Annotated in this window: 21 protein-coding genes; 14 read left to right on the forward strand and 7 right to left on the reverse strand. The window is 73.6% G+C overall.

Annotated elements, in window-relative coordinates:
* Positions 1-44 precede the first annotated feature (44 nt).
* Both RM446_RS15255 and RM446_RS15260 read left to right on the forward strand, forming a co-directional pair.
* On the forward strand, positions 45-1181 hold the full coding sequence (locus RM446_RS15255; RefSeq protein WP_311545958.1) for an NAD(P)/FAD-dependent oxidoreductase: 1137 nt from the start codon (positions 45-47) through the stop codon (positions 1179-1181).
* A gap of 103 nt (positions 1182-1284) precedes the next feature.
* Complete coding sequence (locus RM446_RS15260; protein WP_311545959.1) at positions 1285-2658, forward strand: sodium/glutamate symporter; 1374 nt, start codon at positions 1285-1287, stop codon at positions 2656-2658.
* A 187-nt stretch (positions 2659-2845) separates the two neighbouring features.
* Here the strand turns inward: RM446_RS15260 and RM446_RS15265 are convergent, their stop codons facing one another.
* Complete coding sequence (locus RM446_RS15265) at positions 2846-3154, reverse strand: winged helix-turn-helix domain-containing protein (RefSeq protein ID WP_311545960.1); 309 nt, start codon at positions 3152-3154, stop codon at positions 2846-2848.
* Positions 3151-3615, reverse strand: coding sequence for a hypothetical protein (locus RM446_RS15270; RefSeq protein ID WP_311545961.1), 465 nt, complete (start codon positions 3613-3615; stop codon positions 3151-3153). The genes RM446_RS15265 and RM446_RS15270 overlap by 4 nt, the downstream gene beginning before the upstream one ends.
* A 267-nt stretch (positions 3616-3882) precedes the next feature.
* Here RM446_RS15270 and RM446_RS15275 point away from each other — a divergent pair, with 267 nt between their 5' ends.
* Positions 3883-4656 carry a DUF3159 domain-containing protein gene (locus RM446_RS15275; RefSeq protein ID WP_311545962.1) on the forward strand — a complete coding sequence of 258 codons (774 nt, stop codon included), beginning with the start codon at positions 3883-3885 and terminating at the stop codon, positions 4654-4656.
* 105 nt (positions 4657-4761) lie between these two features.
* Here RM446_RS15275 and RM446_RS15280 read toward each other — a convergent pair whose 3' ends face one another.
* Complete coding sequence (locus RM446_RS15280; protein ID WP_311545963.1) at positions 4762-5466, reverse strand: TetR/AcrR family transcriptional regulator C-terminal domain-containing protein; 705 nt, start codon at positions 5464-5466, stop codon at positions 4762-4764.
* A gap of 82 nt (positions 5467-5548) precedes the next feature.
* On the opposite strand from RM446_RS15280, the gene RM446_RS15285 reads away from it, so the two are divergent.
* Positions 5549-6055, forward strand: coding sequence for a nitroreductase/quinone reductase family protein (locus RM446_RS15285; RefSeq protein WP_311545964.1), 507 nt, complete (start codon positions 5549-5551; stop codon positions 6053-6055).
* A 109-nt stretch (positions 6056-6164) separates the two neighbouring features.
* Here the strand turns inward: RM446_RS15285 and aztA are convergent, their stop codons facing one another.
* Entirely contained in the window at positions 6165-6830 is a 666-nt protein-coding gene (gene aztA / locus RM446_RS15290) for a zinc ABC transporter ATP-binding protein AztA (RefSeq protein ID WP_398695247.1), read from the reverse strand.
* Between the two features lie 49 nt (positions 6831-6879).
* Between aztA and aztB the strand changes: the two genes are divergently transcribed.
* The 4 genes from aztB (at position 6880) to aztD (ending at position 11294) form a co-directional block, all read left to right on the forward strand.
* Positions 6880-7785 carry a zinc ABC transporter permease AztB gene (gene aztB, locus RM446_RS15295; RefSeq protein ID WP_311545965.1) on the forward strand — a complete coding sequence of 302 codons (906 nt, stop codon included), beginning with the start codon at positions 6880-6882 and terminating at the stop codon, positions 7783-7785.
* On the forward strand, positions 7782-8984 hold the full coding sequence (locus RM446_RS15300) for a hypothetical protein (RefSeq protein ID WP_311545966.1): 1203 nt from the start codon (positions 7782-7784) through the stop codon (positions 8982-8984). Before aztB ends, RM446_RS15300 begins: the two co-directional genes overlap by 4 nt.
* Positions 8985-8989: 5 nt before the next feature.
* On the forward strand, positions 8990-9982 hold the full coding sequence (gene aztC, locus RM446_RS15305; protein WP_311545967.1) for a zinc ABC transporter substrate-binding protein AztC: 993 nt from the start codon (positions 8990-8992) through the stop codon (positions 9980-9982).
* 115 nt (positions 9983-10097) lie between these two features.
* On the forward strand, positions 10098-11294 hold the full coding sequence (aztD, locus tag RM446_RS15310; protein ID WP_311545968.1) for a zinc metallochaperone AztD: 1197 nt from the start codon (positions 10098-10100) through the stop codon (positions 11292-11294).
* Positions 11295-11534: 240 nt separating this feature from the next.
* Here the strand turns inward: aztD and RM446_RS15315 are convergent, their stop codons facing one another.
* Together RM446_RS15315 and RM446_RS15320 are read right to left on the reverse strand one after the other, a co-directional pair.
* A complete protein-coding gene (locus tag RM446_RS15315; protein ID WP_311545969.1) occupies positions 11535-12911 on the reverse strand; it encodes an MFS transporter in 1377 nt (458 codons plus the stop codon).
* Between the two features lie 313 nt (positions 12912-13224).
* Positions 13225-14016 (reverse strand): DeoR/GlpR family DNA-binding transcription regulator, encoded by a 792-nt coding sequence (locus RM446_RS15320; RefSeq protein ID WP_311545970.1) that lies wholly within the window; start codon positions 14014-14016, stop codon positions 13225-13227.
* 203 nt (positions 14017-14219) lie between these two features.
* Here RM446_RS15320 and RM446_RS15325 point away from each other — a divergent pair, with 203 nt between their 5' ends.
* From RM446_RS15325 to RM446_RS15345, 5 genes are all read left to right on the forward strand, one after another.
* Entirely contained in the window at positions 14220-14915 is a 696-nt protein-coding gene (locus RM446_RS15325) for an HAD family hydrolase (protein WP_311545971.1), read from the forward strand.
* On the forward strand, positions 14915-16684 hold the full coding sequence (locus RM446_RS15330) for a dihydroxyacetone kinase family protein (RefSeq protein ID WP_311545972.1): 1770 nt from the start codon (positions 14915-14917) through the stop codon (positions 16682-16684). The genes RM446_RS15325 and RM446_RS15330 overlap by 1 nt, the downstream gene beginning before the upstream one ends.
* Positions 16685-16692: 8 nt before the next feature.
* On the forward strand, positions 16693-17145 hold the full coding sequence (locus RM446_RS15335) for an RpiB/LacA/LacB family sugar-phosphate isomerase (protein ID WP_311545973.1): 453 nt from the start codon (positions 16693-16695) through the stop codon (positions 17143-17145).
* 79 nt (positions 17146-17224) lie between these two features.
* Positions 17225-18277, forward strand: a complete 1053-nt coding sequence (locus tag RM446_RS15340) for a 2-hydroxyacid dehydrogenase (RefSeq protein WP_311545974.1) — start codon at positions 17225-17227, stop codon at positions 18275-18277.
* Complete coding sequence (locus RM446_RS15345; RefSeq protein WP_311545975.1) at positions 18274-19734, forward strand: FGGY-family carbohydrate kinase; 1461 nt, start codon at positions 18274-18276, stop codon at positions 19732-19734. The genes RM446_RS15340 and RM446_RS15345 overlap by 4 nt, the downstream gene beginning before the upstream one ends.
* 93 nt (positions 19735-19827) lie before the next feature.
* Here RM446_RS15345 and RM446_RS15350 read toward each other — a convergent pair whose 3' ends face one another.
* Complete coding sequence (locus RM446_RS15350) at positions 19828-21258, reverse strand: glycoside hydrolase family 16 protein (protein WP_311545976.1); 1431 nt, start codon at positions 21256-21258, stop codon at positions 19828-19830.
* A gap of 446 nt (positions 21259-21704) precedes the next feature.
* Here RM446_RS15350 and RM446_RS15355 point away from each other — a divergent pair, with 446 nt between their 5' ends.
* Positions 21705-22700, forward strand: coding sequence for a LacI family DNA-binding transcriptional regulator (locus RM446_RS15355; protein WP_311545977.1), 996 nt, complete (start codon positions 21705-21707; stop codon positions 22698-22700).
* The last annotated feature ends 368 nt before the right edge of the window (positions 22701-23068 follow it).

The raw sequence follows: 23068 nt of genomic DNA on the forward strand, positions 1-23068 counted from the left end.
CACTACTCTTCCTGTGAAGCAGATCTCTCGGCAAGGACTCAGCTGTGACGAAACCCCAGTTCGTGATCATCGGCGGCGGCATCCACGGGTGCGCCGCAGCCTGGATGCTCGCCGACGCCGGGGAGGACGTGCTCCTCCTCGAAGCCGACGGGATCGCCTCCGGAGCCTCCGGCGGCTTCGGTCGGCGCGGTGTGCGGGGCAACCGGCGCGACCTGCGCGAACTGCCGCTCATGCGGTCCGCCTACCGCCTCTGGCCGACGCTTTCCGAGCGACTGGGCGCGGACACAGGCTACGAGCGCACGGGCGGGCTCAACCTCATCGAGCAGGAGACGACGGGTACCAAGGGCGGTCTGGTCGCCGCACGGGCGCACGCCGAGGTGCAGAACCGCAACGGCGTACCCACCGAGGTCCTCGCCCGGGACCGCGTCCTCGAACTGGAGCCCGACCTGGGCGAGGCGATACGCGGGGCCCTGTACTGCCCCTTCGACGGCACCGCCGACCACGGCGCCACGACCGCGGCCTTCGCGGCGGCGGCGCGGGCGCGCGGCGCCGTGATCCGGGAGCACAGCCCCGTCACCGGCGTCGAGGTCTCCGGCGGGCGCGCCGCCGCGGTCACCACCGCGGACGGGCGCCGCCACGAGATCGGCCGGGCGCTGCTGGTTCTCAACAACGCCGGAGCCCCCGACCTGCTGCGCGACCACTTCGGCGTGACCCTGCCGGTCTGGCGAATCCTGCCGCAGGCCCTGCGCGTCCAGCCCCCGGCCAAGCCGCCCATGCGCCACCTCATCGGCCACGACCACCGCTCGCTCTCGCTCAAGCCGCTGCCCGACGGCGGCGTCATGGTCAGCGGCGGCTGGCGCGGCCGGTGGAACGCCGAACTCGGCCGCGGCGAGGCCGTGGACGCCAACGTGCAGGGCAACCTGCGCACCGCCGCTGAGGTCTACGCCGACCTGGCCGACGCCCGGGTCGAGCTCGCCGACGCGGCGCGGCCCGAGTCGTGCAGCGCCGACGAGATCCCCGTCATCGACCGCGTCCCGGGAACGGCCAACGCCCTGGTGGGCACCGGCTGGACCGGGCACGGCTTCGCCATCGCGCCCGCGGTGGCCGAAGCGCTGGCGTTCTGGGTGCGCACGGGGGCGCGCCCGGAGAGCCTGTCCCCCTTCACGGCGGCACGTTTCTAGCCCCACAGGCACGGGCGCGCCCCGCCGCCGGCGCAGCCCCGGCGCGCCTCCGCCGCCGGGGCGCGGACGCCGCCCGCCCCCCACCGGTCACCCAAGGAGCGCCATGTTCCCCACCGACGAAGTCGCCGGCGACACCGCGACGACTCTGCTGTTCGCCCTCACCGTGCTGGGCCTGCTCATCCTGGCGGGAGTCCTGCTGCGGCTGCTGTTCACACCGCTGCGCAAGCTCTTCATCCCGGCCGCGCTGATCGGCGGACTGCTCGGCGCCGCGCTCGGCCCCTACGGCGCGGGCCTGTTCCCCGAAGGCATGACCGCCACCTGGTCGGCGCTGCCGGGAATCCTGATCACCGTCGTGTTCGCGCCGATGCTCATCGGTGTGCGGATGCCGAACGTGAAGCAGAGCTACCGGCTGATCGCGCCGCAGCTGCTGTTCGGCTACATCGGCGACCTGCTGATGATCGGCGTGCCCATGCTGGTGTGCGCGGCACTGCTGATGCCGCTATGGAACGTGGACGCCATGTTCGGCACGATCGTCGAGATCGGCTGGCCGGGCGGCCACGGAACCGCCGGGGGCATGGCGCCGGTCTACACCGACCTCGGCTGGGCCGACGGCGGCGCGCTCGCGCTGGCCGCAGCGACCGTCGGCCTCATCTTCGGCATCGTCATGGGCATGGTGCTGATCAACATCGGGGCGCGGCGCGGCGACGTCCCCCACGCCGCCGGCGCATCCGACGCCCCCGACCTGCTCGGCGGCGGCCAGCGCCCCGATCTGGGCACGGTCACCCTGAACAAGGACCTCGTCAACGGGCTGGCCTTCCACGGCGCGCTGATCGCGGTGGCGGTGTTCATCGGGTGGGTCCTCCAGTCGGCGCTGGAGCTGGCGGTGCCCGGTATGCCGCTGTTCCCGCTGGCGATGATCGGCGGTGCGCTCGTGCAGGCGGTGATCGGCCGCACGCGGCTGGCCGAGGCGGTGGATCCGGGCAGCCTGCGCGCCATCCAGGGCGCCGCACTGGACCTGCTCGTGGTCGCGGCCGTGGCGTCGGTGTCGATCCCGGTGGTGCTGGCCAACATCGTTCCGCTGGCGCTGCTGATGCTCGTGGCGGCCGCCGTCGCGGTCGGCTACTTCTACTGGGCGGGCCCCCGGATGTTCCGCGAGTCCTGGTTCGAGCACGCCATCGTCAACTTCGGCACGCTCACCGCCGTCTCGTCGGTCGGCCTGATGCTGCTGCGCACCGCCGATCCCGACCTCAAGACCGACGCCGCCCGCGCCTACGCGCTGCGCGCGCCGTTCTTGAGCCCGTTCCTCGGCGGCGGCCTGATCACCGCCCTGCTGCCGATGATCGCCGTGAACTACGGCGCGTGGGCGCTGGGAATCGGCGCCTGCGCTGCGGCAGCGCTGCTCTGGCTCCTCGCGCGGCTGCTGCGGATCTGGCAGGCCGCGGGCAGCACCGAGAAGGCGGCCGCCGCCTCCTCCTGACCTCTCCGTGGTCCGCCAGCGTCCGGCCCGCCCCGTCGGCGCGGGCGGGGGCCAACCGCTTCCCCCGGCCCCGAACCCCGACGATCTTGTAGCTATCGTGAAGGAAAACGATTTCCAGTGACGATAGCTACAAGATCAACGGGGCTGTGCCGGGCGCCGCTGGGGCCGAGCCGTCCCGCCGCGGTGCTCAGCCCGAGGCCGGCGGGCCGTCGACAATGGCCCGCAGCGCCTCCAGGTGGTGCTGGAAGGCGTCGCGGCCCTCCTGCGTCAGCGCCAGGTAGGTGCGCGGCCGCTTGCCGACGAAGACCTTGTGCACCGCCACGTAGCCCGCGGATTCCAACACGGAGACCTGCTTCGACAGCGCCGACTCGCTGATCTCGACCGTCGTGCGCACCGATTGGAAACCCGCCTGGTCCACCGCGGCCAGCGCCGCCATGACCGAGAACCGCACCGGCGAGTGCACCACGTCGTCGAGCGACTTCCGCGGGTGTGTCACCGCGCGCCTTCCGCCCCGATGCGGCCCGCGGCGCGCGGACCGGTCGCCCGCAGGTTCGCGAACGCCGCCACCAGGAAGGGCAGCCCGGTCAGCAGGGCGCCCGCGATCCACCAGAGCGGTTCGCCGCGGAAGACCGTGAAACCGAGCGGCACCGTCACGGCGCACGCGGCCCCCGCGACCGGGCCCAGCGAGAAGCACAGGAGCTGGTAGTGGCGCGGTACCACCGCGCGCACGGCTGACCAGCTCAAGGCCATCGCGCAGGCGACCACGGCGGTCAGGGCGACGGGCATCACCGCCAGGCCGTTCGGCACGAACCCCAGCGCCGCCGTGGCGGCGGCCGCCACCGCGCCGAGCGCGGCCAGGCAGGCGCTGATCCACCGGCCCTTGCGGCGCTCCCGCCCCATCTCGGCGCCCAGCGCCTCGGCCCGCTCCAACGCCTCGCGCGCCTGCCCAAGATCCATAACCCCTCCTCGCCTCGACTGTCTCTTGCGACTATGGCAAGTGCTTGCCTTTTTGGCAAGCACTTGCCCGAACGGATAGAGCGCGCCAAGCACCGTCCCGCGGTGCCGCATGTGACGCCGCGTCATGGGTTGGGCCTCGCGAACGTCATGGGCGAGTCGTGACGCGGGCGCACTGCCGGGCGGGCGCCGCAGCCGATGGAATCGGTGGAAGACAGCGCGGCAGGCCGTCCGTCCGAACCCGGACCGAACACAGACGAGGGGAACGACATGGCACTTTCTGGACCGACCGCAGCCGAGGACCCGTTCGCGTCGCCGGAGCGCACCGACGCGGCCCCGCCGGCGGGGCCGGCCGCCGCCGACCGGGGCGGCACCCGCGACCGCCCCGGTGAGCGTGCCGGGACCGAGGAGCCCGCCGACGCGAAGCAGGCGGCGCTGGACGCCATGGGCGGTCCATGGGGGATCATGGCCTCGGCGGTGCCGACCGTGGTCTTCGCGACGGCCGTCGCCGTCGCCTCGCTGCCCGTCTCCATCGGGATCGCGGTCGCCGTCGCCCTGGGCATCGCCGTGGTTCAGCTCCGGCGCGGCGCGACGCTCGGCTCCGCGTCGGGCGGGCTGATCGGCGTGGTGACGGCCGGGGGCGTCTCCGCGCTGACCGGGTCGGCCAACGACTTCTTCCTGATCGGGATCTGGGCCGCGCTGGCGATCGGCGCGGCCGCGCTCGCCTCGCTCCTCCTGCGCCGCCCGCTGACCGGGGTGATCTGGAACGCGGTGCACGGGGGTACGCACGCCTGGCGCAAGGACGGGCCGGCGCTGCTCGCGCACGACACCGCCACGCTCGCGGTGACGCTCATGTGCGCCGCCCGGTTCGGGGTACAAGAGTGGCTCTACCGCGCCGACGCCACGAGCGCGCTGGCGCTCGCCGACACCCTCATGGGCTTTCCGCTGACGGGCCTGGTCGCGGTGGTGGTCGTGTGGGCGTTCCGCCATTCCACCAAGCGGCTGCTCCGCCCGGCCGCAGCCGCGGCCTCCCGGCGCAGCTGACCGGCCCGGCCGCCGGTGCCGGTCCCGCGGAGCCCCCCGCACCCGGAGCCCGCCCGCGCCGAGCGGCGCCCGCCGGCGCCGCCTCCCGGCTGCGGAGGGGCTTTCCTACGCGCCTTTGACCCGTCCGCCGCGCCGTGCCGCCATCTCCTCGACACCCGACATGAGCAGGTCGAGGCCGAAGGCGTAGTGGGAGTCCGGGTCGTCGCACGCGCTCAACGGTGCGGCGGCCTCCACCAGGCGCGGGTAGCGTGCAGGCGGCAGCGACTCGAGGAAGCCGCGGACCCGCCGGCGCTCGTCCGCCTCGCCGGGCTCGGCCGGTGCGGCCCCCTCGCGCGCCCGGACGACGAGGTCGGTGACCGTGCTCAACGCGTGCCGGGCGACCTGCGTCGCCTCGGTGGGCGCAAACCCCGCTTCCCTGAGGGCGTCGAGCATCGCCTCGGTGGTGCGCAGGCCGCTCTCGGAGGTGGTTCTGCGGGCCGCCACGAGGGGAGCGGCGCGGGGGCGGGTGCGCAGTACGGCGACCATGGACTCCAGCAGCGCCCGCAGCCGCGCCTGCCACTCCCCGGCGGGCCGCCGCGCCTGCGCGTCGACCATCTCGTGCAGCCGGTCGGCCATGCCGTCCAGCAGTTCGTCCTTGCTTCGGAAGTGCCAGTACAGCGCCATGGGCGTGACGCCGAGCTCCTGGGCCAGCCGGCGGATCGTGACGGCCTCCAGGCCCGCCGTATCGGCGAGCGCGAGCGCTCCCTCGGCGACCGCCCGAGGGGTGAGCGTCGCCCTGTCCGCTGCGTCCGTGCGCTTGCGCTGAGCCATCGATTGACGATCGTACAGCGTACAGTCTAACGTTCTCGTTGTACTAAGTACATGTACAGTGTTCTACGACGAGGAGGCGGGTATGGCGGCGAGTCTGAAGAGGTGGTTCTACCGCGGCGGGCGGCCCAACCGGGCGGCGCGCACCATCGACGGGTGGACCGCCGCGCTCTACGCGCGCGGAATCGCCCCCGACCGCCTGGTCGTGCTGGAGGTACCCGGCCGGAGCACCGGCCGGACCATCGCGACGCCGCTCGTGATGGCCGTCGTCGGCGGCGAGCGCCACCTGGTGTCGATGCTCGGCGAGGGGTCGAACTGGGTGCGCAACGTCCGGGCGGCGGGCGGTGCCGCGGCGCTGCGCCACGGCCGCCGCGAGGAGGTGCGCCTTGAGGAGGTCGCGCCCGGCGAGCGCGCTCCTGTGCTGCGGGCCTACCTGCGGCGGGCGCCCAACGCCCGCGTGCACCTGCCCGTCTCGATGGACGCGCCGCCGGAGGAGTTCGCGCGCGTTGCCCCCCTCTACCCGGTCTTCCGCGTCACCGCCGCCAGCACCGGCACCACACGGCAGGCGCCGCCGGCGGCCGAGGCAGGGTAGTCGGCGCCGCCGCCCGGAATCCGTTCCCAGGAGCGCTTCACAGTGCGCTTCCTGGATGGAGTCGCTCTTCAATCGACAGAAAACGTTACATTCGGGTCGTGGCGCCCTCCTACGCGGCCGCGTCGGTATCCGCTGCGGCCAGGCGGCCCCCGCGCAGCCGGAGGTGGTGGTGTGCCCTGCGCGCGGCCTGCGGGTCGTGCGTGGCGTGGACGACGGTCACTCCCTCGGCGCACAGGTCCTCCAGGATGGCGGGTATCGCCTCCTGGGTCGCCGCGTCCAGGCCGGTGCCGGGCTCGTCTAGGAGCAGCAGGTCGGAGCGCTGCGCCAGCCCCTGGGCGAGCAGTGTGCGCTGCCGCTGGCCGCCCGAGAGGGAGCCCAGCGGGCGCGCGGCCAGGTCGGCGACGTCCAGGCGCTCCATGCACTCCGAGACGATCGCCCGGTCCGCTGCGGTGAGCCGCCGCCACAGGCCCCGGTGCGCCCACCGCCCCATGGCCACGGCCTCCCGCACGGTCACCGGTAGGGAGTCGGGGACCGCGCTGTGCTGGACCACCAGAGCCGGCCGCTCGGTGTGGAACCGCTCGACCGCGCCTGCGGCGGGGGCGTGCACCCCCGCGACGACTCCCAGCAGCGTCGACTTGCCCGACCCGTTGGCTCCCAGCAGTGCTGTCACCCGGTGCGCCGGCACGGCCGCGGTCACCTCGCGAAGGACGGTCGCAGGGCCGTAGGCCGCGCTGACCGTGTGCAGCGCGACGGCGGTGTGTGTGCTGTGCTGCACATTGCCTCCATATTGACATTGATAATCATTTTCATTGTACGGTCATCGCATGGACTGGTTGACCGAACCGTTCGCGGTGGCCTTCGTCGCGCGGGCCCTGCTGGCGGGACTCCTGGTCGCGAGCGCCTGCGCTCTCGCCGGGACCTGGGTGGTGCTGCGCGGCATGGCGTTCCTCGGCGACGCGATGGCGCACGGCATGCTGCCCGGGGTGGCGCTGGCGTCGCTGCTGGGCGGCAGCCTGTTCCTCGGCGCCGCGGCCAGCGCCGCCGCGATGGCCCTGGGCGTCGCCGCCGTGACCCGCTGGTCCCGGATCTCCCAGGACACCGGCATCGGGCTGCTGTTCGTCGGAATGCTCTCGCTGGGCGTGATCATCGTGTCCTACTCGCAGTCCTTCGCGGTCGACCTCACCGGGTTCCTCTTCGGCGACGTGCTGGCCGTGCGCCCCCGCGACCTCCTCGTGCTCGCCCTGGCGGCGGCCGCCGCCGCGGCGGTGTCCCTGCTCGGCCACCGCGCGTTCGTCGCCCTGGCCTTCGACCCCCGCAAGGCCCGGACGCTGGGCCTGGGCCCGCGCGCGGCCCACGCGGCGATGCTCGGCCTGGTCACCCTCGCGATCGTGGCGTCCTTCCACGTCGTGGGCACCCTGCTGGTCTTCGGACTGCTGATCGCGCCCCCCGCGGCGATGGCGCTGTGGGCCCGGCGGATCCCCGTGGTCATGCTCGGCGCCGCCCTCATCGGATCGACGGCGACCTTCGCCGGCCTGCTCGTCTCCTGGCACCTGGGAACCGCGGCCGGCGCGACCGTCGCGGCGACCGCCGTGGTCGTGTTCTTCCTCTCGGCTCTGGCGGCGCGCGTGCGCGACCTGCGCCCCGGTGCCGCGCCGCCCCCCTCTGAACCGCCCCCCGGCACGACAGGACACCCGACCGCCCCCGAACAGGAGTACGAGTTCACACGATGATGGGAAGCAGATTCAGAGCGGCCCTGACCCTGGCCGCCGGCGGGCTGATGGCCGCGGGATGCGGCGCGGGCGCGGCCGAGCCGTCCGGCGGCGGGGAGTCCGCGCCGTCCGCCCCGCACGGCCGCGTCGAAGGCGCCCAGGAGGCTGCGGAGCCCCAGCGGCGGCTGGTCCTGGCCGACACCTCGGCCGGCTCCCTGCACACGGTCGACCCCGCCACCGAGAAGGCCGCCGGGGTCGGCAAGGCCGGCGAGGCGGCGGGAGCAGAGGTGGCCGCGACCGACGGCCGCTTCGCCTACTTCTCCTCCGGCGGCGCGGCCACCGTCCTCGACAGCGGCGCCTGGACCGTCGACCACGGCGACCACGTGCACTACTACACGTCCGAGCCCGCAGTCCTCGGCGAGGTCGCCGCCGGCGGCGGTCTGCGCGCCGCGGCGGACACGGCCGTCAGCGCCCTCGCCTCCGAGGCGGGGATCCGCATCCTCGACCGTGCGGCCCTGGAGGACGGCGAGGTCGCCCGCACCGCCGCAGGGCTCGACGGCGCGACCGCCCTGCCCTACGGAAGGCGGCTGGTGGTGGTCGGCGAGGACGGCGCCGTGCGCGTCTTCGGCCGTTCCGGGGAGTCCGCCTCGGCCGGCATCGCCGAGGACTGCCCCGACCCGCGCGGCCAGGCGGTGACCCGGCGCGGCGCGGTCGTCGGCTGCTCCGACGGCGCCCTGGTGGTGACCGGCGAGGGCGCCTCCCTGGAGGCCGAGAAGATCCCCTACCCCGACGAGGGGGCCGGACCCGTCCGCTCGTTCCATCACCGCCCGCAAGCCCCGGTGCTCGCCGGGGCGGCGGGCGGCGACGGCGTATGGGTGCTCGACGTCGGAGCGGGGGAGTGGAGCCTGCTCGACGCCGGCCCCGCCGCGGCAGTGAGCGCGGCGGGCGAGCAGATGCCGGTCCTGGTCCTGGGCGAGGACGGGCGGCTGAGCGCCTACGACTCCGCGACCGGCGAGCGGACCGCGCGCAACCGCCTCATGGACGCAGAGACCGCGGGCGCCTCCCCGGCGCCGGCCCTCACGATCGACACCGGCCGCGCCTACGTCAACGACCCCGCGGCCGACGCCGTCTACGAGGTCGACTACAACGACGACCTGCGCCTGGCCCGCACCTTCGAACTCGAGTTCAGCCCCGACCTGATGGTGGAGACGGGGTGGTGAGCGCGATGCCCGCGAAGCCGCGGTCCCCGCTCCCGGCGCCCGCAGGCGACCGGCGGCGGCGACGGCCCCGCCGCTCCGTCCGGCGCGCGGGCGCCGTCCTGTGGGCGGTGCTGCTCGTGCTCGCACCGGCTGCGCTGTCGGGGTGCTCGGCACTCGGTGCGGAGCGCTCCGGGATCGTCGTCACCACCAACATCCTCGGCGACGTCGTGCGCAACGTCGTCGGCGACCAAGCCGAGGTCACCGTGCTGATGGGCCCCAACGCCGACCCGCACTCCTTCGGCGTCTCCGCCCGGCAGGCCGCCGAACTCCAGGACGCCGAACTGGTCGTCTACAACGGCCTCGGCCTGGAGGAGGGCGTGCTGCGCAACGTCGAGGCGGCCGAGGAGTCGGGCGCCCCCGCCCTCGCCGTCGCCGAGGGCGTCGACCCGATCGACTTCTCCGGCGGGGACACCGCCGGTGAGCCCGACCCGCACTTCTGGACCGACCCGGTCCGCGTGGAACGGGCCGCCGGACTCATCGCCGGCGAGGTCGCGGAAAGCGTCGACGGCGTCGACGCCGAGGCGGTGCGCGCCAACGCCGAGGACTACCGCCGACGGGTGGACCGGCTGCACGCGCGGGCCGAGGAGCGCTTCGCCGCGATACCGCCGGAGCGGCGCAAGCTCGTCACCGATCACCATGTCTTCGGCTACCTGGCCCAGCGCTACGGCTTCGAGGTCGTCGGCGCGGTGATCCCCAGCGGCACCACGCTGGCCTCGCCGAGCAGCTCCGACCTGAAGTCCCTGGCCGACGCCGTCCGCGAGGCCGGCGTCCCCGCGGTCTTCGCCGACGCCTCCGAACCCGACCGCCTCGCCCGGGTGATGGCCGAGGAGGCCGGGGTCGACGTCGAGGTGGTGCCACTGCACTCGGAGTCCCTGACCGCCGAGGGCGGGGGAGCCGCGACCTACCTGCAGATGGCCCGCAGCAACACCGACGACATCGCCGACGCCCTCTCCGGCTGAGCGGCCCGCAGCCGCTCCGCCCCGAGCCCCTCGGAGATCCCCGCACCCCCCGCACCCCCCGCACGAACGGGCGGCCCGAGCGGCCCCCGCCCCCTCGATGAAACGGAAGGAAACCATGCGAGAAGAACGAGGACGACCGCGCCGGCGCCGACCCGGCGCGGCGCTGTCGGCGCCGGCTGCCGTCGCGGCCCTCAGCCTGGCCGCGACCGCGTGCGGCCAGTCCGGCGGCGCGGACGGCGGCGCAGAGGAGGCCGCTGACACGGCCGCCAAGGTGGACGGCGCCCTCGCCGCCACCTACGACGGCGGCGTCTACGTGATCGACGGCACGACGCTGGAGGTCGTCGAGGACGTCCCGCTGGACGGGTTCAACCGGCTCAACCCGGCGGGCGACGGTCGGCACGTGCTCGTGTCGACGTCCTCGGGCTTCCGCGTCCTCGACGCCGCAGGCGCCGAGCTGACCGGCGCCGTGTTCGAGGCGTCCGAGCCCGGACACGTCGTGCGCCACGCCGGCAAGACGGTCCTGTTCGCCGACGGCACCGGCGAGGTGACCGTCTTCGACCCCGGCGAGCTGGGGGAGGGGCTGCCCGAGGCCGAGACCAGCACCACCGAGCACCCCCACCACGGAGTCGCGGTCGCGCTGGAGGACGGCGGGCTGGCGACGACCATGGGAAACGAGGAGGAGCGGACCGGCGTCCGAATTCTCGGCGCCGGCGGAGAGGAGACCGCCCGCAACGGGAAGTGCCCCGGCGTGCACGGCGAGGCGACCGCACGGGGCGGAGCGCTGCTCTTCGGCTGCGAGGACGGGGCGCTGGTCTACTCCGACGGCGGGTTCGCCAAGATCGGCGTCCCGGACGACTACGGCCGCATCGGCAACCAGGCCGGGCACAAGGACTCCCGCTACGTGCTGGGCGACTACAAGACCGACCCCGAAACCGAGCTGGAGCGGCCCGAGCGGGTTTCCATCCTGGACACCGCGGAGCACACGCTTGAGCTCGTCGACCTGGGCACCAGCTACAGCTTCCGGTCCCTGGGCCGGGGCCCCGACGGCGAGGCGCTGGTGCTGGGAACCGACGGCGCGATCCACGTGATCGACCCCGCCTCCGCCGAGGTCACCGACTCCTTCCCGGTCTTGGGCGAGTGGCGGGAGCCCTTGGAGTGGCAGGAGCCGCGTCCGACGCTGTTCGTGCGCGGCGGCACCGCCTACGTGACCGACCCGGGTGAGAAGCGGCTCTACGCCGTCGACCTCGGTTCCGGCAAGGTGCGCAAGGAGGCCGCGCTGCCCGAGGCGGCCAACGAGCTCACCGGGATCTGAGGGGGCGAGGGTGCGGCGTCACCATGCAGACCGCTCCCACCGCTTGCCGCCTCTCCGCGGACGCGATGGACGCGTAGAGCCCGTTGATCGTGTAGCTATCGTGAAGGAAAACGATTTCCGTTTGCGATAGCTACAAGATCGACGGTGATGTGGCCGGTGGCCCGCGCGCAGGGGCGCGCGCACGTGCGAGGGCCCGCCGGCGCACGTGCGCCGGCGGGCCCACGCGGGTGCCGAGCCGGGTCAGGCCGCCTCGGCCGTCGCGGCGGCGGCCAGCCGCTTCTCGCCCGGGTCGCTGGGGTCCTTGAGCCGTGTGGACAGCACGGCGACCGCCAGGTACATGCAGCTGAAGATCACCGCGACACCGCCGCCGCCGACCAGCGGGTAGGCCAGGGTGACCACCATGGGGCCGACGAAGGCGGCGCCGCCCGCACCGAAGTTCAGGATCGCCAGCGACGCGCCCTTGTCCTTGTGCTGGACCATCGACGGCATCAGGGCCGATAGCGGGACGAACCCAGCCAGCAGCACACCGTAGACGCAGCCCAGCGCGATGGTCAGCCCGAAGCTCTCGGTGGCCACCGCCGTGAAGTACCACAGGGGCGTGGCAGCGGCGCAGCCCAGGCAGCCGAAGAACGTCACGGTGCGGCGCCAGCCGAAGTAGTCGCCGAACACGCCGAAGAACAGGTTGGCGGCGATGTTGGAGCCGTAGGCGGCCGCGGTCAGTGTGGCGATCTGGGCCAGGCTGAGGAAGCCGTCGTTGCCGCCCGCGCTGCCGAGCGTGAACGGGAACATCGCGAAGAACCCGTACTGGGGCGCGGTGTTGACGATGCGCACCAGCCCGCCCGCCAGCGTGCGGCGGTCGCGCCAGAGGATGTCGACGCCCTCCAGCAGCCTGCGGTAGCTGGTGGGGTCGGCGACCGACTCGTCGGCGATGGGCTTGAGGCCGTTGGGCTCGCGCACGGCGAAGGAGCCCAGCACGCCGCCGACGGCGACCAGCACCAGCGACAGGACGAGCGTGTCGTAGAGCGAGAAGCCCAGCGGCCCGATCGCGAGCGCCGCCACTCCGGCGCCCAGCGTGGGCAGGCCGCCGGTGAAGGCGAACCAGAACCAGCCGGCGACCGAGCCGCGCATGCGCTCGGGGCTGGTGGTCTGCGCCCAGACCAGGAAGGCGAAGGCGAAGAGCGGATAGGCGAAGCCGCGGATGCCGTAGACGGTCACGATGAACGCGAAGTTCTGGGAGGGGATGGCGGCGAACAGGAAGATCGCCTCGAAGACGACCCACCACGCGGCGCCCAGCCAGATCACGCGGCGCGGGCCCCAGATCGCCGAGAGGGTGCCCGACAGCCACGACGCCAGCATGACGGCGACACCGTAGACGGTGACGGTGGCGAAGGTCGCCTGCTCGCCGGCGAGGCCGCCGCCGTCGGGCTGCTGAAGGTAGTCGGTGAGGTAGCTGATCTCGACGCCGTCGCCGACCATGTAGATCAGCACGGCGACGAATCCCCAGAAGAGCGGCTTGGGGATGCCGATCCGCTCGATGCCGCTCAGCGGTCTCGATGCGGGGTCGGTCTGGCTGGCGGGCGGGTGCTGCGGCTGACGGGACGTCGCCGGCTCTTTCATGGTCTCTCCTCGCAGGGGGTGGGATCCGCCCGCCGCGCTGGGCGGAACTGGAGGTCCGGAGTCGTCCGGCGCGTCCCAGCGCACCCTCGGTGCGGGCGGATTGGCGGTGCCTCGCCCCACGCACCGCCGGCCGCGGGCGGGCCGGGTGCGGGGCGGCGTGCGGGTGTGCGGGCCGAGGCCCGAGCACAAGCCGAGTCCCCGCATCCGCGCGGCACCGCGACCTGCGTCGGTATCGGCTCCGCGCGTGATCCGGGTCTCACCTTCGCCACACGAGGAAACATAACTTGCGTGAATTTAACACGCAAGACGTTAACTAGTGATTCGTCGTTGCGACCTCGACCTCCACGCGGTCCCGCAGCTCGGCGAGGAGGGCGGGATCGACGCCGTCGTCGACGATCACGCGGTCGTAGGAGTCGACCGGCGCCAGGTGGTGCAGAGCGGTGCGCGGCATCTTGCTGGAGTCCATGAGCAGCACCTTGGTGGCGGCCGCGGCGAGCATGGCCCGCTTGACCACGACGATCTCCTGCTCCTGGTGGTAGGTCATCGCCGCCGTCATGGCCGAGGTGCTGAGGAACGCGGTGTCGACGCTGACCGAGGCGATGGCCTCGGTGCACGGCAGGCCGTTGAAGGAGTCGTGGGTGCGGAAGTAGTCGCCGCCCAGCGCTATGAGCCGGACGTCCTTCATGGCGCACACCTCGTCGATGGTGCGGCGGTAGTTGGTGACCACGGTCAGCGGCGCGAGCGGCTCCAGCAGTGTCGCGAGCTGCAGTGCGGTGGTGGAGTCGTCCAGCATGACCGAGCCGCCCGGCTCGACGAGCTCCACGGCGCGGGCTGCGATGGCGCGCTTCTGGTCGATGCGCGCGTTCAGGCGGTACTCGGCGTCGCTTTCGAAGACGGTGGACGGCTGGGCCGATACCCCGCCGCGGAACTTGCGCAGCAGGCCCCGCCGTGCCAGCTCGTCGAGGTCGCGGTGCACCGTCATAACACTGACGCCGGTCAGCTCGGCCAGCTCGACCGCCGTCGCGGACCCCTGCTTGGCGACGAACTCGGCGATGGACTGCTGGCGAGCTTCCTGGGGGCGGGCTTCGCCGCGTCGGGCGCTCATGGGACCCCTGTCCTCGGTGTCGGCCGTGTGCTGGATGCTGTACTGCTCCTCCGACGCTAGCGGAGCAGCTCCGCGCCCCGGAGGCAACAGGGGCGGGCTCGCGGGCGCCGCCGACCGGAGAGATAACACTGGGGCATGGCTTAATAACTTCCATCGTGTTAATTTAACGCAATACATGTCATGAAGGTGGATGAGAGGATGCGATGAGCAGCAGACTCAGCGCCGTGGTGTTCGACCTCGACGGCGTACTGATCGAGAGCGACCACCTCTGGGAAGAGATGTGGTCGGACTACGCCGGCCGCCACGGCGCGCGGTGGACCTCCGAGGACACCGCGACCGTCCAGGGCATGAGCTCGCGCGAGTGGGCGCACTACCTCAACCGGATGTCGGGCACCACTGAAAGCGAGGCCGAGACCGAGCGCGCGGTCGTCGACGGCATGGTCGGGGCCTTCGAGCAGGAGCGCGTGGGCCTGCTCCCCGGTGCGCGCGAGACCGTGAAGGCCGTCAGCGCCGAGGTTCCCATCGCCCTCGCGTCCTCCGCGCCGCGCCGGCTCATCGACGCCGTGCTGCGCGGCCACGGCCTCGTCGACCGCTTCAGCGCCACGGTCTCCAGCGCCGAGGTCGACCGCGGCAAGCCGCACCCCGACGTCTACCTGGAGGCGGCCTCGCGGATCGGGCAGCAGGGCAGCGACTGCGCCGCCGTCGAGGACTCCTCCAACGGCATCCGTGCCGCCCACGCCGCCAAGATGACCGTGGTCGCGCTGCCCAACCGGGCCCCCGGCTACCGCCCGGCGCCCGACGCGCTCGCGCTGGCCGCCGAGGAGGCCGGCGACCTCGCCGACGTGTGCGCCCGGCTGCTGCGGCTGCTCGGCCCTGCCGAGGCCCAGGGGAGCGCCTGATGTCCGCGGCCGACCCCGCCGCCTACAAGACCTCCTGGCTGGAAGGTCTGTGCAGCTCCTACTCCCGGCTGGTGGAGCCCGTCCCCGACGCCTACGGCGTGATGAGCGCCCGCTCGCCGGAACAGGGCCGCGTCAGCGTCGTCATCGGCGGCGGCTGCGGCCACTACCCGGCCTTCGCCGGCCTGGTGGGGCCGGGCCTCGTCGACGCCGCTGTCGTGGGCGACGTCTTCACCAGTCCCAGCGCCGAACAGGTCTACCGCACCGCGCGGGCCGTCGACGGCGGCGCGGGGGTGTTCTTCAGCTACGGCAACTACTCCGGCGACGTGATGCACTTCGGGCTGGCCGCCCGCCGGCTGGCCGCCGAGGGCGTCGACTCCCGCACCGTGCTGGTGACCGACGACGCCGCCAGCGGCTCGCCGGAGGACACCGCAGCGCGCCGCGGTGTCGCCGGCGGCTTCTTCGTCTACCGGATCGCCGCGGCCGCCGCGGCGCGCGGCTACGACCTCGACGGCGTCGCCCGGGTGGCGGCCCGCGCCAACGCGATGACCCGCACTTTCGGCGCCGCCTTCGGCGGGTGCACCCTGCCGGGCCAGGACGAGCCCCTGTTCACCGTGCCCCCGGGGACGATGGAGCTGGGCCTGGGCATCCACGGCGAGGCCGGGCTGCGCAGCGCGCCCGCGCAGGACCCGGCCGGGCTGGCCGACGTGCTCGTCGACACCCTGCTCCCCGAGCTGCCCGACGCGGCGGGCGGCCGTGCCGCCGTGCTGCTCAACGGGCTGGGCCAGACCCCCTACGAGGACCTGTTCGTCTGCTACTCCCGCGTGCACAGCCGCCTGGCCGAGGAAGGGGTCGCCGCGCACCGCCCGGAGGTGGGTGAGTTCGTGACCTCCCTGGACATGGCAGGTCTGTCCCTGTCGCTGATGGTGCTCGACGACGAGCTGGCCGACCTCTACGACCAGCCGTGCCAGAGCCCCGCCTACACCATGGCCCCCGCCGCGGAGCCCGTCGCGCCCCGGCCCCGGGCCGCGTCCCGGGCCGGCTCGGCGTCCCGGGCCGCCGAGAGCGCGGCCGGCGCGCGCCCGCGCACCGGCGGCGGCGTCGCGGCCGAGGCCCTGGAGGCGGCGCTGGCCGCGGTGGAGGACAACGAGCAGGAGCTGGGGCGGCTCGACGCGGTCGCCGGCGACGGCGACCACGGCCAGGGCATCGTCCGCGGTCTGCGGGCGGCCGCCGCGGCCGCCCGCCGCTCCGACCCCGGAAACAGCGCCGAGGACGCGGGCCGGGCGCTGCTGCTGGCCGGCACGGCACTGGCCGACGCGGCCGGAGGCGCATCGGGCGCCCTCTACGGGCTGCTGCTCACCGAGATCGGCGGCGGGCTGGCCGAAGCCGGGCCGGCGCCGGTCACCGCGAAGCTGCTCGCCCCCGCGGTCGGAGCCGCGTTCGACGCCGTCTGCGAACTCGGCGGCGGCGCCGTCGGCGAGAAGACGATGCTCGACGCGCTCGCCCCCTTGCGCGACACCCTTGCCGAGCACGCGCGCACCGGCGCTCCGCCGGCGGCCGCCTGGTCGGCTGCCGCGGCCGCCGCCACCGACGCCGCGCGCGCCACCGCCGACATGCCCGCCAAGCGCGGACGCGCCGCCCGCTTGGGCGAACGCGGCCTCGGCCACGCCGACGCCGGAGCCACCTCGCTGGCGCTGATGGCCCAGGCGGTGGCCGGCGTCCTCGACACCCGGTGCTCCGCCCACGCCGACAACGACACCGAAAGCCGGTGAGACACGCCATGAAGATCGCCGTCGCGGCCGACAACGCCGGAGTGGCGCTGAAGAACGAGCTGAGGGACCTGCTGCGCGCGGACGGGCGCATCGACGAGGTCCGCGACCTCGGCGTCCCCGACGCCGCCGACGACCGGGCCTACCCCCTGCTGGGCATCGCCGCCGCCGAGGCGGTCGCCGCGGGCGAGGTCGAGCGCGCCGTTCTGGTGTGCGGCACCGGTATCGGCATGTGCATCTCGGCGAACAAGGTCTCCGGGGTGCGCGCGACCGTCGCCCACGACTCCTACTCCGCCGAGCGCTCGGTCAGGTCCAACGACTGCCAGGTGCTGACGATGGGAGCCAGGGTGATCGGGCCCGAGCTGGCCAAGCGGATCGTCACCGAGTGGATCGGGCACGTCTTCGACCCCGAGTCGGCGAGCGCGGCCAAGGTCGCCCGCATCAGCGACTACGAGCAGGCCTGAGCCGGGGCGGACGGCCTCGTCCCCGAATCCGCACGCCCCCGACGGGGTATCGACGACGCGAACGCGAACAGGAGCCGACATGCGAGTACTGGCCGCGGGTGACAACTTCGTCAGCCCGGACCTGCTGGTGACCGCCTTGGAAGAGGAGGTCAGCGCTGATGCGCTGGAGCCGCCGGAGGCCACCCGGCTGCATCTGCCCTGGCCCGTCGAGCCGTTCGGCCCCGTCGGCGGGGTCGAGGAGGCCAGCGGCACCGAGGAGCAGGTGATCGCGGCCCTGCGCGGGGCCGAGGTCTGCATGACCCAGATGGCGCCGGTGACCGCCCGGGTCATCGACGCCTGCCCCGGCCTGCGCCTGGTGTCGGTCTGCCGTGGCGGGCCCGTGAACGTGGACCTGGAGGCGGCCACCCGCACGGGCGTCGCCGTGACCTACGCACCCGGCCGCAACGCCACCGCGGCCGCCGAGTACGCGATCGCGATGATCCTCGCGGCGCTGCGGCGGGTGCCCGCCGCCGACGCCGAAATGCGCGAGGGCCGCTGGCGCGGCGACTTCTACGCCTACGACCAGGCCGGGGTCGAACTGGACGGCACCTTGGTGGGCCTCGTGGGCTACGGAGCCATCGGGCGCATCGTGGCCCGCATCCTGCGCGCCTTCGGTGCGCACGTGCTCGTCAGCGACCCCTACACGGACAAGGCCACGGCCGAGGAGGACGGCGTGCGCTTGGCCGGGCTGGAGGAGCTGCTCGCCACCTGCACCGTGGTCAGCCTGCACGCGCGGCTGACCGAGGAGACCCGCAACCTGATCGACGCCGACCGGCTGGCCCTCATGCCCCGCGGCGCGGTGCTGGTCAACACGGCGCGCGGCGGACTGCTCGACCACGCGCCGCTGCCCGAGGCGCTGTACAGCGGCCGGCTCGGCGCGCTCGCGCTGGACGTCTACGACGTGGAGCCGCCGCCCGCCGACTGGCCCCTGCTCGGGCTGGACAACGTGGTCACCACCCCGCACCTGGCCGGGGCCACCCGGCAGACCGCCGGGCGCGCTGCGCGTATCGTCGCTGGTGAGGTGGGTCGCTACCTGCGCGGCCAAGCGCCCCGCCACCTGGCCAACCCCGAGGTGCGGGAGGTGCGCGCATGATCATCGGCGTCGACGTCGGCACGACGGTCACCAAGGCCGCCGTCTTCGACCGCGACGGGCGCGCGGTGGCCGAGGCCGACGAGCCGACCACCCTGCACCGCAGCGGCGGCGCCCGGGTCGAGCAAGACCTCGATGAGGTGCTCTCGACCGTCTCCTCGGTCGTGCGCAAGGTCGCCGCCACCCAGTCGGAAGCGGTCACCGCCGTCGCCCTGACCGGGCAGGGCGACGGCCTCTGGCTGCGCGACGCCGAGGGCCGCCCCACCCGGCGCGCCGTCTCCTGGCTCGACGGGCGCGCCGGCGACCTGGTGCGGGAGTGGTACGAGGACGGCACCATGGCGCGGGTGCACCGGCTGACCGGCCAGGGGATGTTCCCGGGCGCCCACGGCCCGCTGCTGGCCGCGCTGGACCGCGAGGAACCCGAAGCGCTGGAGCGCTCCGCGGTGGCCGGCTACTGCGTCGACGCGATCGCCCAGCACCTGACCGGCGAGATCACCGTGGACGCCTCCGACGCCTCGCTGCCCTTCCTGGACGTGGGCACCCGCACCTACAGCGCCGATGCGCTGGCCGAGTGCGGCGTCGAGCGGTGGCGCGGGCTGCTGCCCGAGCCCGCCGAGCCGCACCGCCTGTTCTCCCTCGACCGGCGCGGGGCCCGGCTGCTGGACCTGCCGGAGGGAACCCCGGTGACCGGCGGCCCGTTCGACCTGCCCGCCTGCCTGCTCGGCAGCGGCCTCAGCGAAGTCGGCGACGGCCTGCTCACCGTGGGCACCACTCTGGCCTGCCAGGTCGTGGCCGACCGGGTGGACGTCGAGCCCGGTGGCGAACCCGCCGGGATGTGGCTGTGCACCGACCGGCCGGACCGGTTCTCCCGCGCGATGCCGGCCATGGTCGGCACGGCCGGCCTGGACTGGCTGCTGGACCTGCTGGGGGTGGGGATCGGCGAGGTGGAGCCGCTGCTGGAGGCGAGCCCGCCGGGAGCCCGCGGCGTGTCGGCTCTGCCGTTCCTGGCGGAGTCGGGGGAGAGGGCGCCATTCGTGGACCCTTGGGCGCGCGGCCAGCTCACCGGAGTCAACCTGGGCACCGAGCGCGCCGACGTCGTCCGCGCGGTCTGCGAGAGCATCGCCTACGCGGCCCGGCACTGCCTGGAGGCGGCCGGGCTGACCGGCGAACTGGCCGTCTGCGGCGGCGGCAGCCGTTCGCGCGCGTGGATGCAGGTCTTCGCCGACGTCCTGGGGCGGCCGGTGGTCCTGCCCTCCGACGACGCCATCGGGGTACGCGGCGCCACGGCGGCGGCCTGGAGGGCCCTCGGCGACGCGCCCGACGAGGCGCGCTGGCTCGCGCAGGGGGAGCGGATCGCGCCGCGCCCCGGGACGAGCGCCCACTACGCCGAAGGCTATGCCCGCTACCGCGCGCACCTGGACAGCGCGCGGGCGCTGTGGGCCTCGGACGCGCCCGCCTGACGCGCTCCGCCGTCCTCGGCCTGGGCCCGACCGGTGGGGGAGCCGGCGAACCGCGCGACCGCCGTGGCCGCAGCGGTTCGCCGGCGAGCGGGGTCAGGTGGTGGAGAAGGTGAACCAGTTCAGGTTCACGAAGTCGGCCGGCTGGCCGCTGGAGAACGTCAGGTAAACGGTGTGGCTTCCGGTCACCGCGTCCATGTTCGCGGGGACGGTGCGCCAGTTCTGCCAGCCGCCGGTGTCGCCGACCGCGAAGCTCGCGACCGGCGCGGCGGTGCGGCTGTCCAGCCGGACCTCCACCAGGCCGCTCACACCCCCGCCCGCGCCCGAGGCCACACGGGCCTTGAACTGCTGCGCGGCGGTGGAGCCGAAGTCGACGCCGTCGAAGCGGAGCCAGTCGCCGTCGCCGACCTGGGCGACGTTCTGCCCGCCTCCGGAGTCGGAGGTGGTCTCCAGCGCTGTGCCCGACTGCTCCTGGTAGTCCTCGCCCTGGATGGTGGAGCGCGCGTCCACGCCTCCGCCGTCGTCACCTCCGCCGTCGTCGCCGCCTCCGTCGTCACCGCCGCCGTCGCCGGAGCCGGTCTCGTATACCGCGACGTAGTCGACGACCATGGGCTCGCCCGGCCGCGTCGCGCCGGTGGGGGTGGCGCTGCCCTGCACCCCGTCGGGGAAGGCGCCGCCCATGGCGACGTTCAGCAGGATGAAGTAGCCCGCGTGGCTCGTCATGTCGCTCCACGCCGAGGCGCCGACCTGGCCCTGGTCGACGCTGTGGTATTGCTGCCCGTCGACGTACCAGCGCAGCTCGCTGGTCGAGCCGCTGCGGTCCCACTCGAAGCTGTAGGTGTGGAAGGCCGACTGGCACGTGGAGCCGGGGCAGGCGCGGCTGTCGCCGAGCCCCTGGGTCTCGTTGCACGGTCCGCCGGGGGAGACGCCGCAGTGGAGCACTCCCCAGACCGAGTCGATCCCGTTGACGTTCTCCATGATGTCGAACTCGCCCACGCCGGGCCAGTTCCAGTACTCGCCGCGGTAGGGCGAGCCCAGCGCCCAGAATGCAGGCCAGTAGCCGAGGGCCTCCTGGCCGGTGACATCGGGGACCTGGATGCGGCCCTCGATGCGCAGGGTCTCGCCGTCGGCGGGTTTGAAGTCGGCCCGCCGGGTCTCGATCCGGGCGGAGGTCCACTGGCCCGAGGAGTCGCGCCGGGGGGTGATGCGCAGGTTGCCCTGCCCGTCGAGGCCGATGTTCTCAGGGTTGTCGGTATAGGTCTGGATCTCGCCGGTGCCCCAGTTCGCCGGACCGCCGGGGTAGGAGGTGCCGGTGTCGACGATCCAGTCGTCGCTGTCGGGCAGGGAGCCGGCCTGGCCTTCGAAGTCGTCGCTCCACACCAGGTTCCAGCCCTCGGGATCGGGGGGCAGATCGGCCTGGGCGGGGGCGCTCGCCGTGGTCGCCATGGAGATCGGGAGGACGAACGCGGCTAGGGCGGCGAGAAGTCGGCGCCGGCGCCGGTTCCTGGAGGGCCGGTTGCTCTCCATTCTGACCTCTTTCCTTGCGTTGCGCATTTCCATACGTTTCGCAGGTGGGGGATGGGGGCGGTCAGTCGCGGTGCCTTTCCGCCCCCGGGTGCTTCGGCGGACCCGTGCGGCGGGGCGGACCCCGGATGGGGTGGCAGTCCGTGGCGAGAGAGCGCTCTCTCGCCTATCGAACATGGCACACTTCACATCGGCGGGCAAGGTGGGTCGGGCTTTCGGATTCCGCCGGGGAGGACCGGTGTGCAGGGCGGCCGGCCTCCGTTCTTCCGCCCGAAAGGCGCGAACTGGAATGATGGGAATCCGCCCGCACGCGGCCGTCGCGCGCCCGCCGTGGCGGGGTAGGACGCGGCGCCGCCGGCCGGATTCGCGAAGCGGTGAACCCGCGGAGCGGCGGGCAACGTCAGAGAGCGCTCCCCGGCTCGATCGGCCGGCTGCGGCAGGGAGGACCATTGGGTAGCAGACGTCCCACGTTGGAGGCGGTCGCCGCTCGCGCGCGGGTGTCCCGCGCGACGGTGTCGCGCGTGGTCAACGGGCAGACCACCGTCGACCCCGACATCCGCGACGCCGTTCTGCGCGCCGTCGCGGAGCTGGGGTACGTGCCCAACTCGGCAGCGCGCAGCCTGGTCACCCGGCAGACGGACTCGATCGCCCTGGTCGTCTCCGAGCCGCCGACGCGGGTCTTCTCCGACGATCCGCTGTTCTCCCTGGTGGTGCGCACTGTGAGCAGCGAGCTGGAGTCGGCCGGCAAGCAGGCGGTGCTGATGCTGGCCAGTTCGCCGCAGGCGCAGGCGCGGGTGGAGGACTACGTCTCCGGCGGGCACGTCGACGGGATCATGCTGCTCTCCATGCACGGCGCCGACCCGCTTCCGGGCGCCGTCGCGCGCATGGACGTGCCCGCCGTCTCCTACGGGCGGCCCGCCGTGGACCTGCCGCACGTTGACAACGACAACGTCGGCGGCGCCGGGCAGGCCGTGCGACACTTGGTCGGCGGCGGCCGCCGGCGCATCGCGGCGATCGCCGGTCCGCAGGACATGACCGCCGGGCAGGACCGGCTCACCGGGTACCGCGACGCGCTGCGCTCGGCGGACCGCCGCTCGATCGTGGCCGTCGGCGACTTCACCCGGGCCTCCGGCGCCACGGCGATGCGCCACCTGCTCGGGGACGACCCGGACCTCGACGCGGTCTTCGCGGCCAACGACCTGATGGCCATCGGCGCCCTGCAGGCGCTGCGCAAGGCCGGTCGCCGCGTGCCCGACGACGTGGCGGTGGTCGGCTTCGACGACATCGAAGCCGCGAGCTTCACCGACCCGCCGCTGACCACGGTCCGCCACCCGGTCGTGGAGCAGGCAACGGCCATGGTGGGGCTGGTCCTCACCCCGCCGGGGGAGCGCGAGAGCGACCGCGTCGTGCTGCCTACCGAACTGGTCGTCCGCGACTCCGCCTGAGCACAGCGGCACCGTCGATCTTGTAGCCATCGCGAAGGAAAGCGATTTCCGTTTGCGATGGCTACAAGCTGTGTGGGGCCTCCCTCTGGTCGGCCGTACCGGAGGAACAAAACGAGGGTGAACCGGCCCGCTCCAGACCCACTTAAGAGAATGTCACGGAACGATAACGGGATTTCGTGGGCGTCTCGCGATGGAGTGCGCTTGCCCAGGTCAGAGGTGCTAGCTCCGCTGTTTTGGGAATAGATCTATTGGTTCATCATGGGGAGTGCCCGCGGCGGTTTCGACGGGAACCACCGCGGGCCGGGGCGCCGGAGTGACTCTTACAAGATCTGTCCACGTGACATCGCGTTGACCTGTCCACCGGCGCC

This window comes from Streptomonospora wellingtoniae, assembly GCF_031845375.1.
GTDB lineage: Bacteria > Actinomycetota > Actinomycetes > Streptosporangiales > Streptosporangiaceae > Streptomonospora > Streptomonospora wellingtoniae.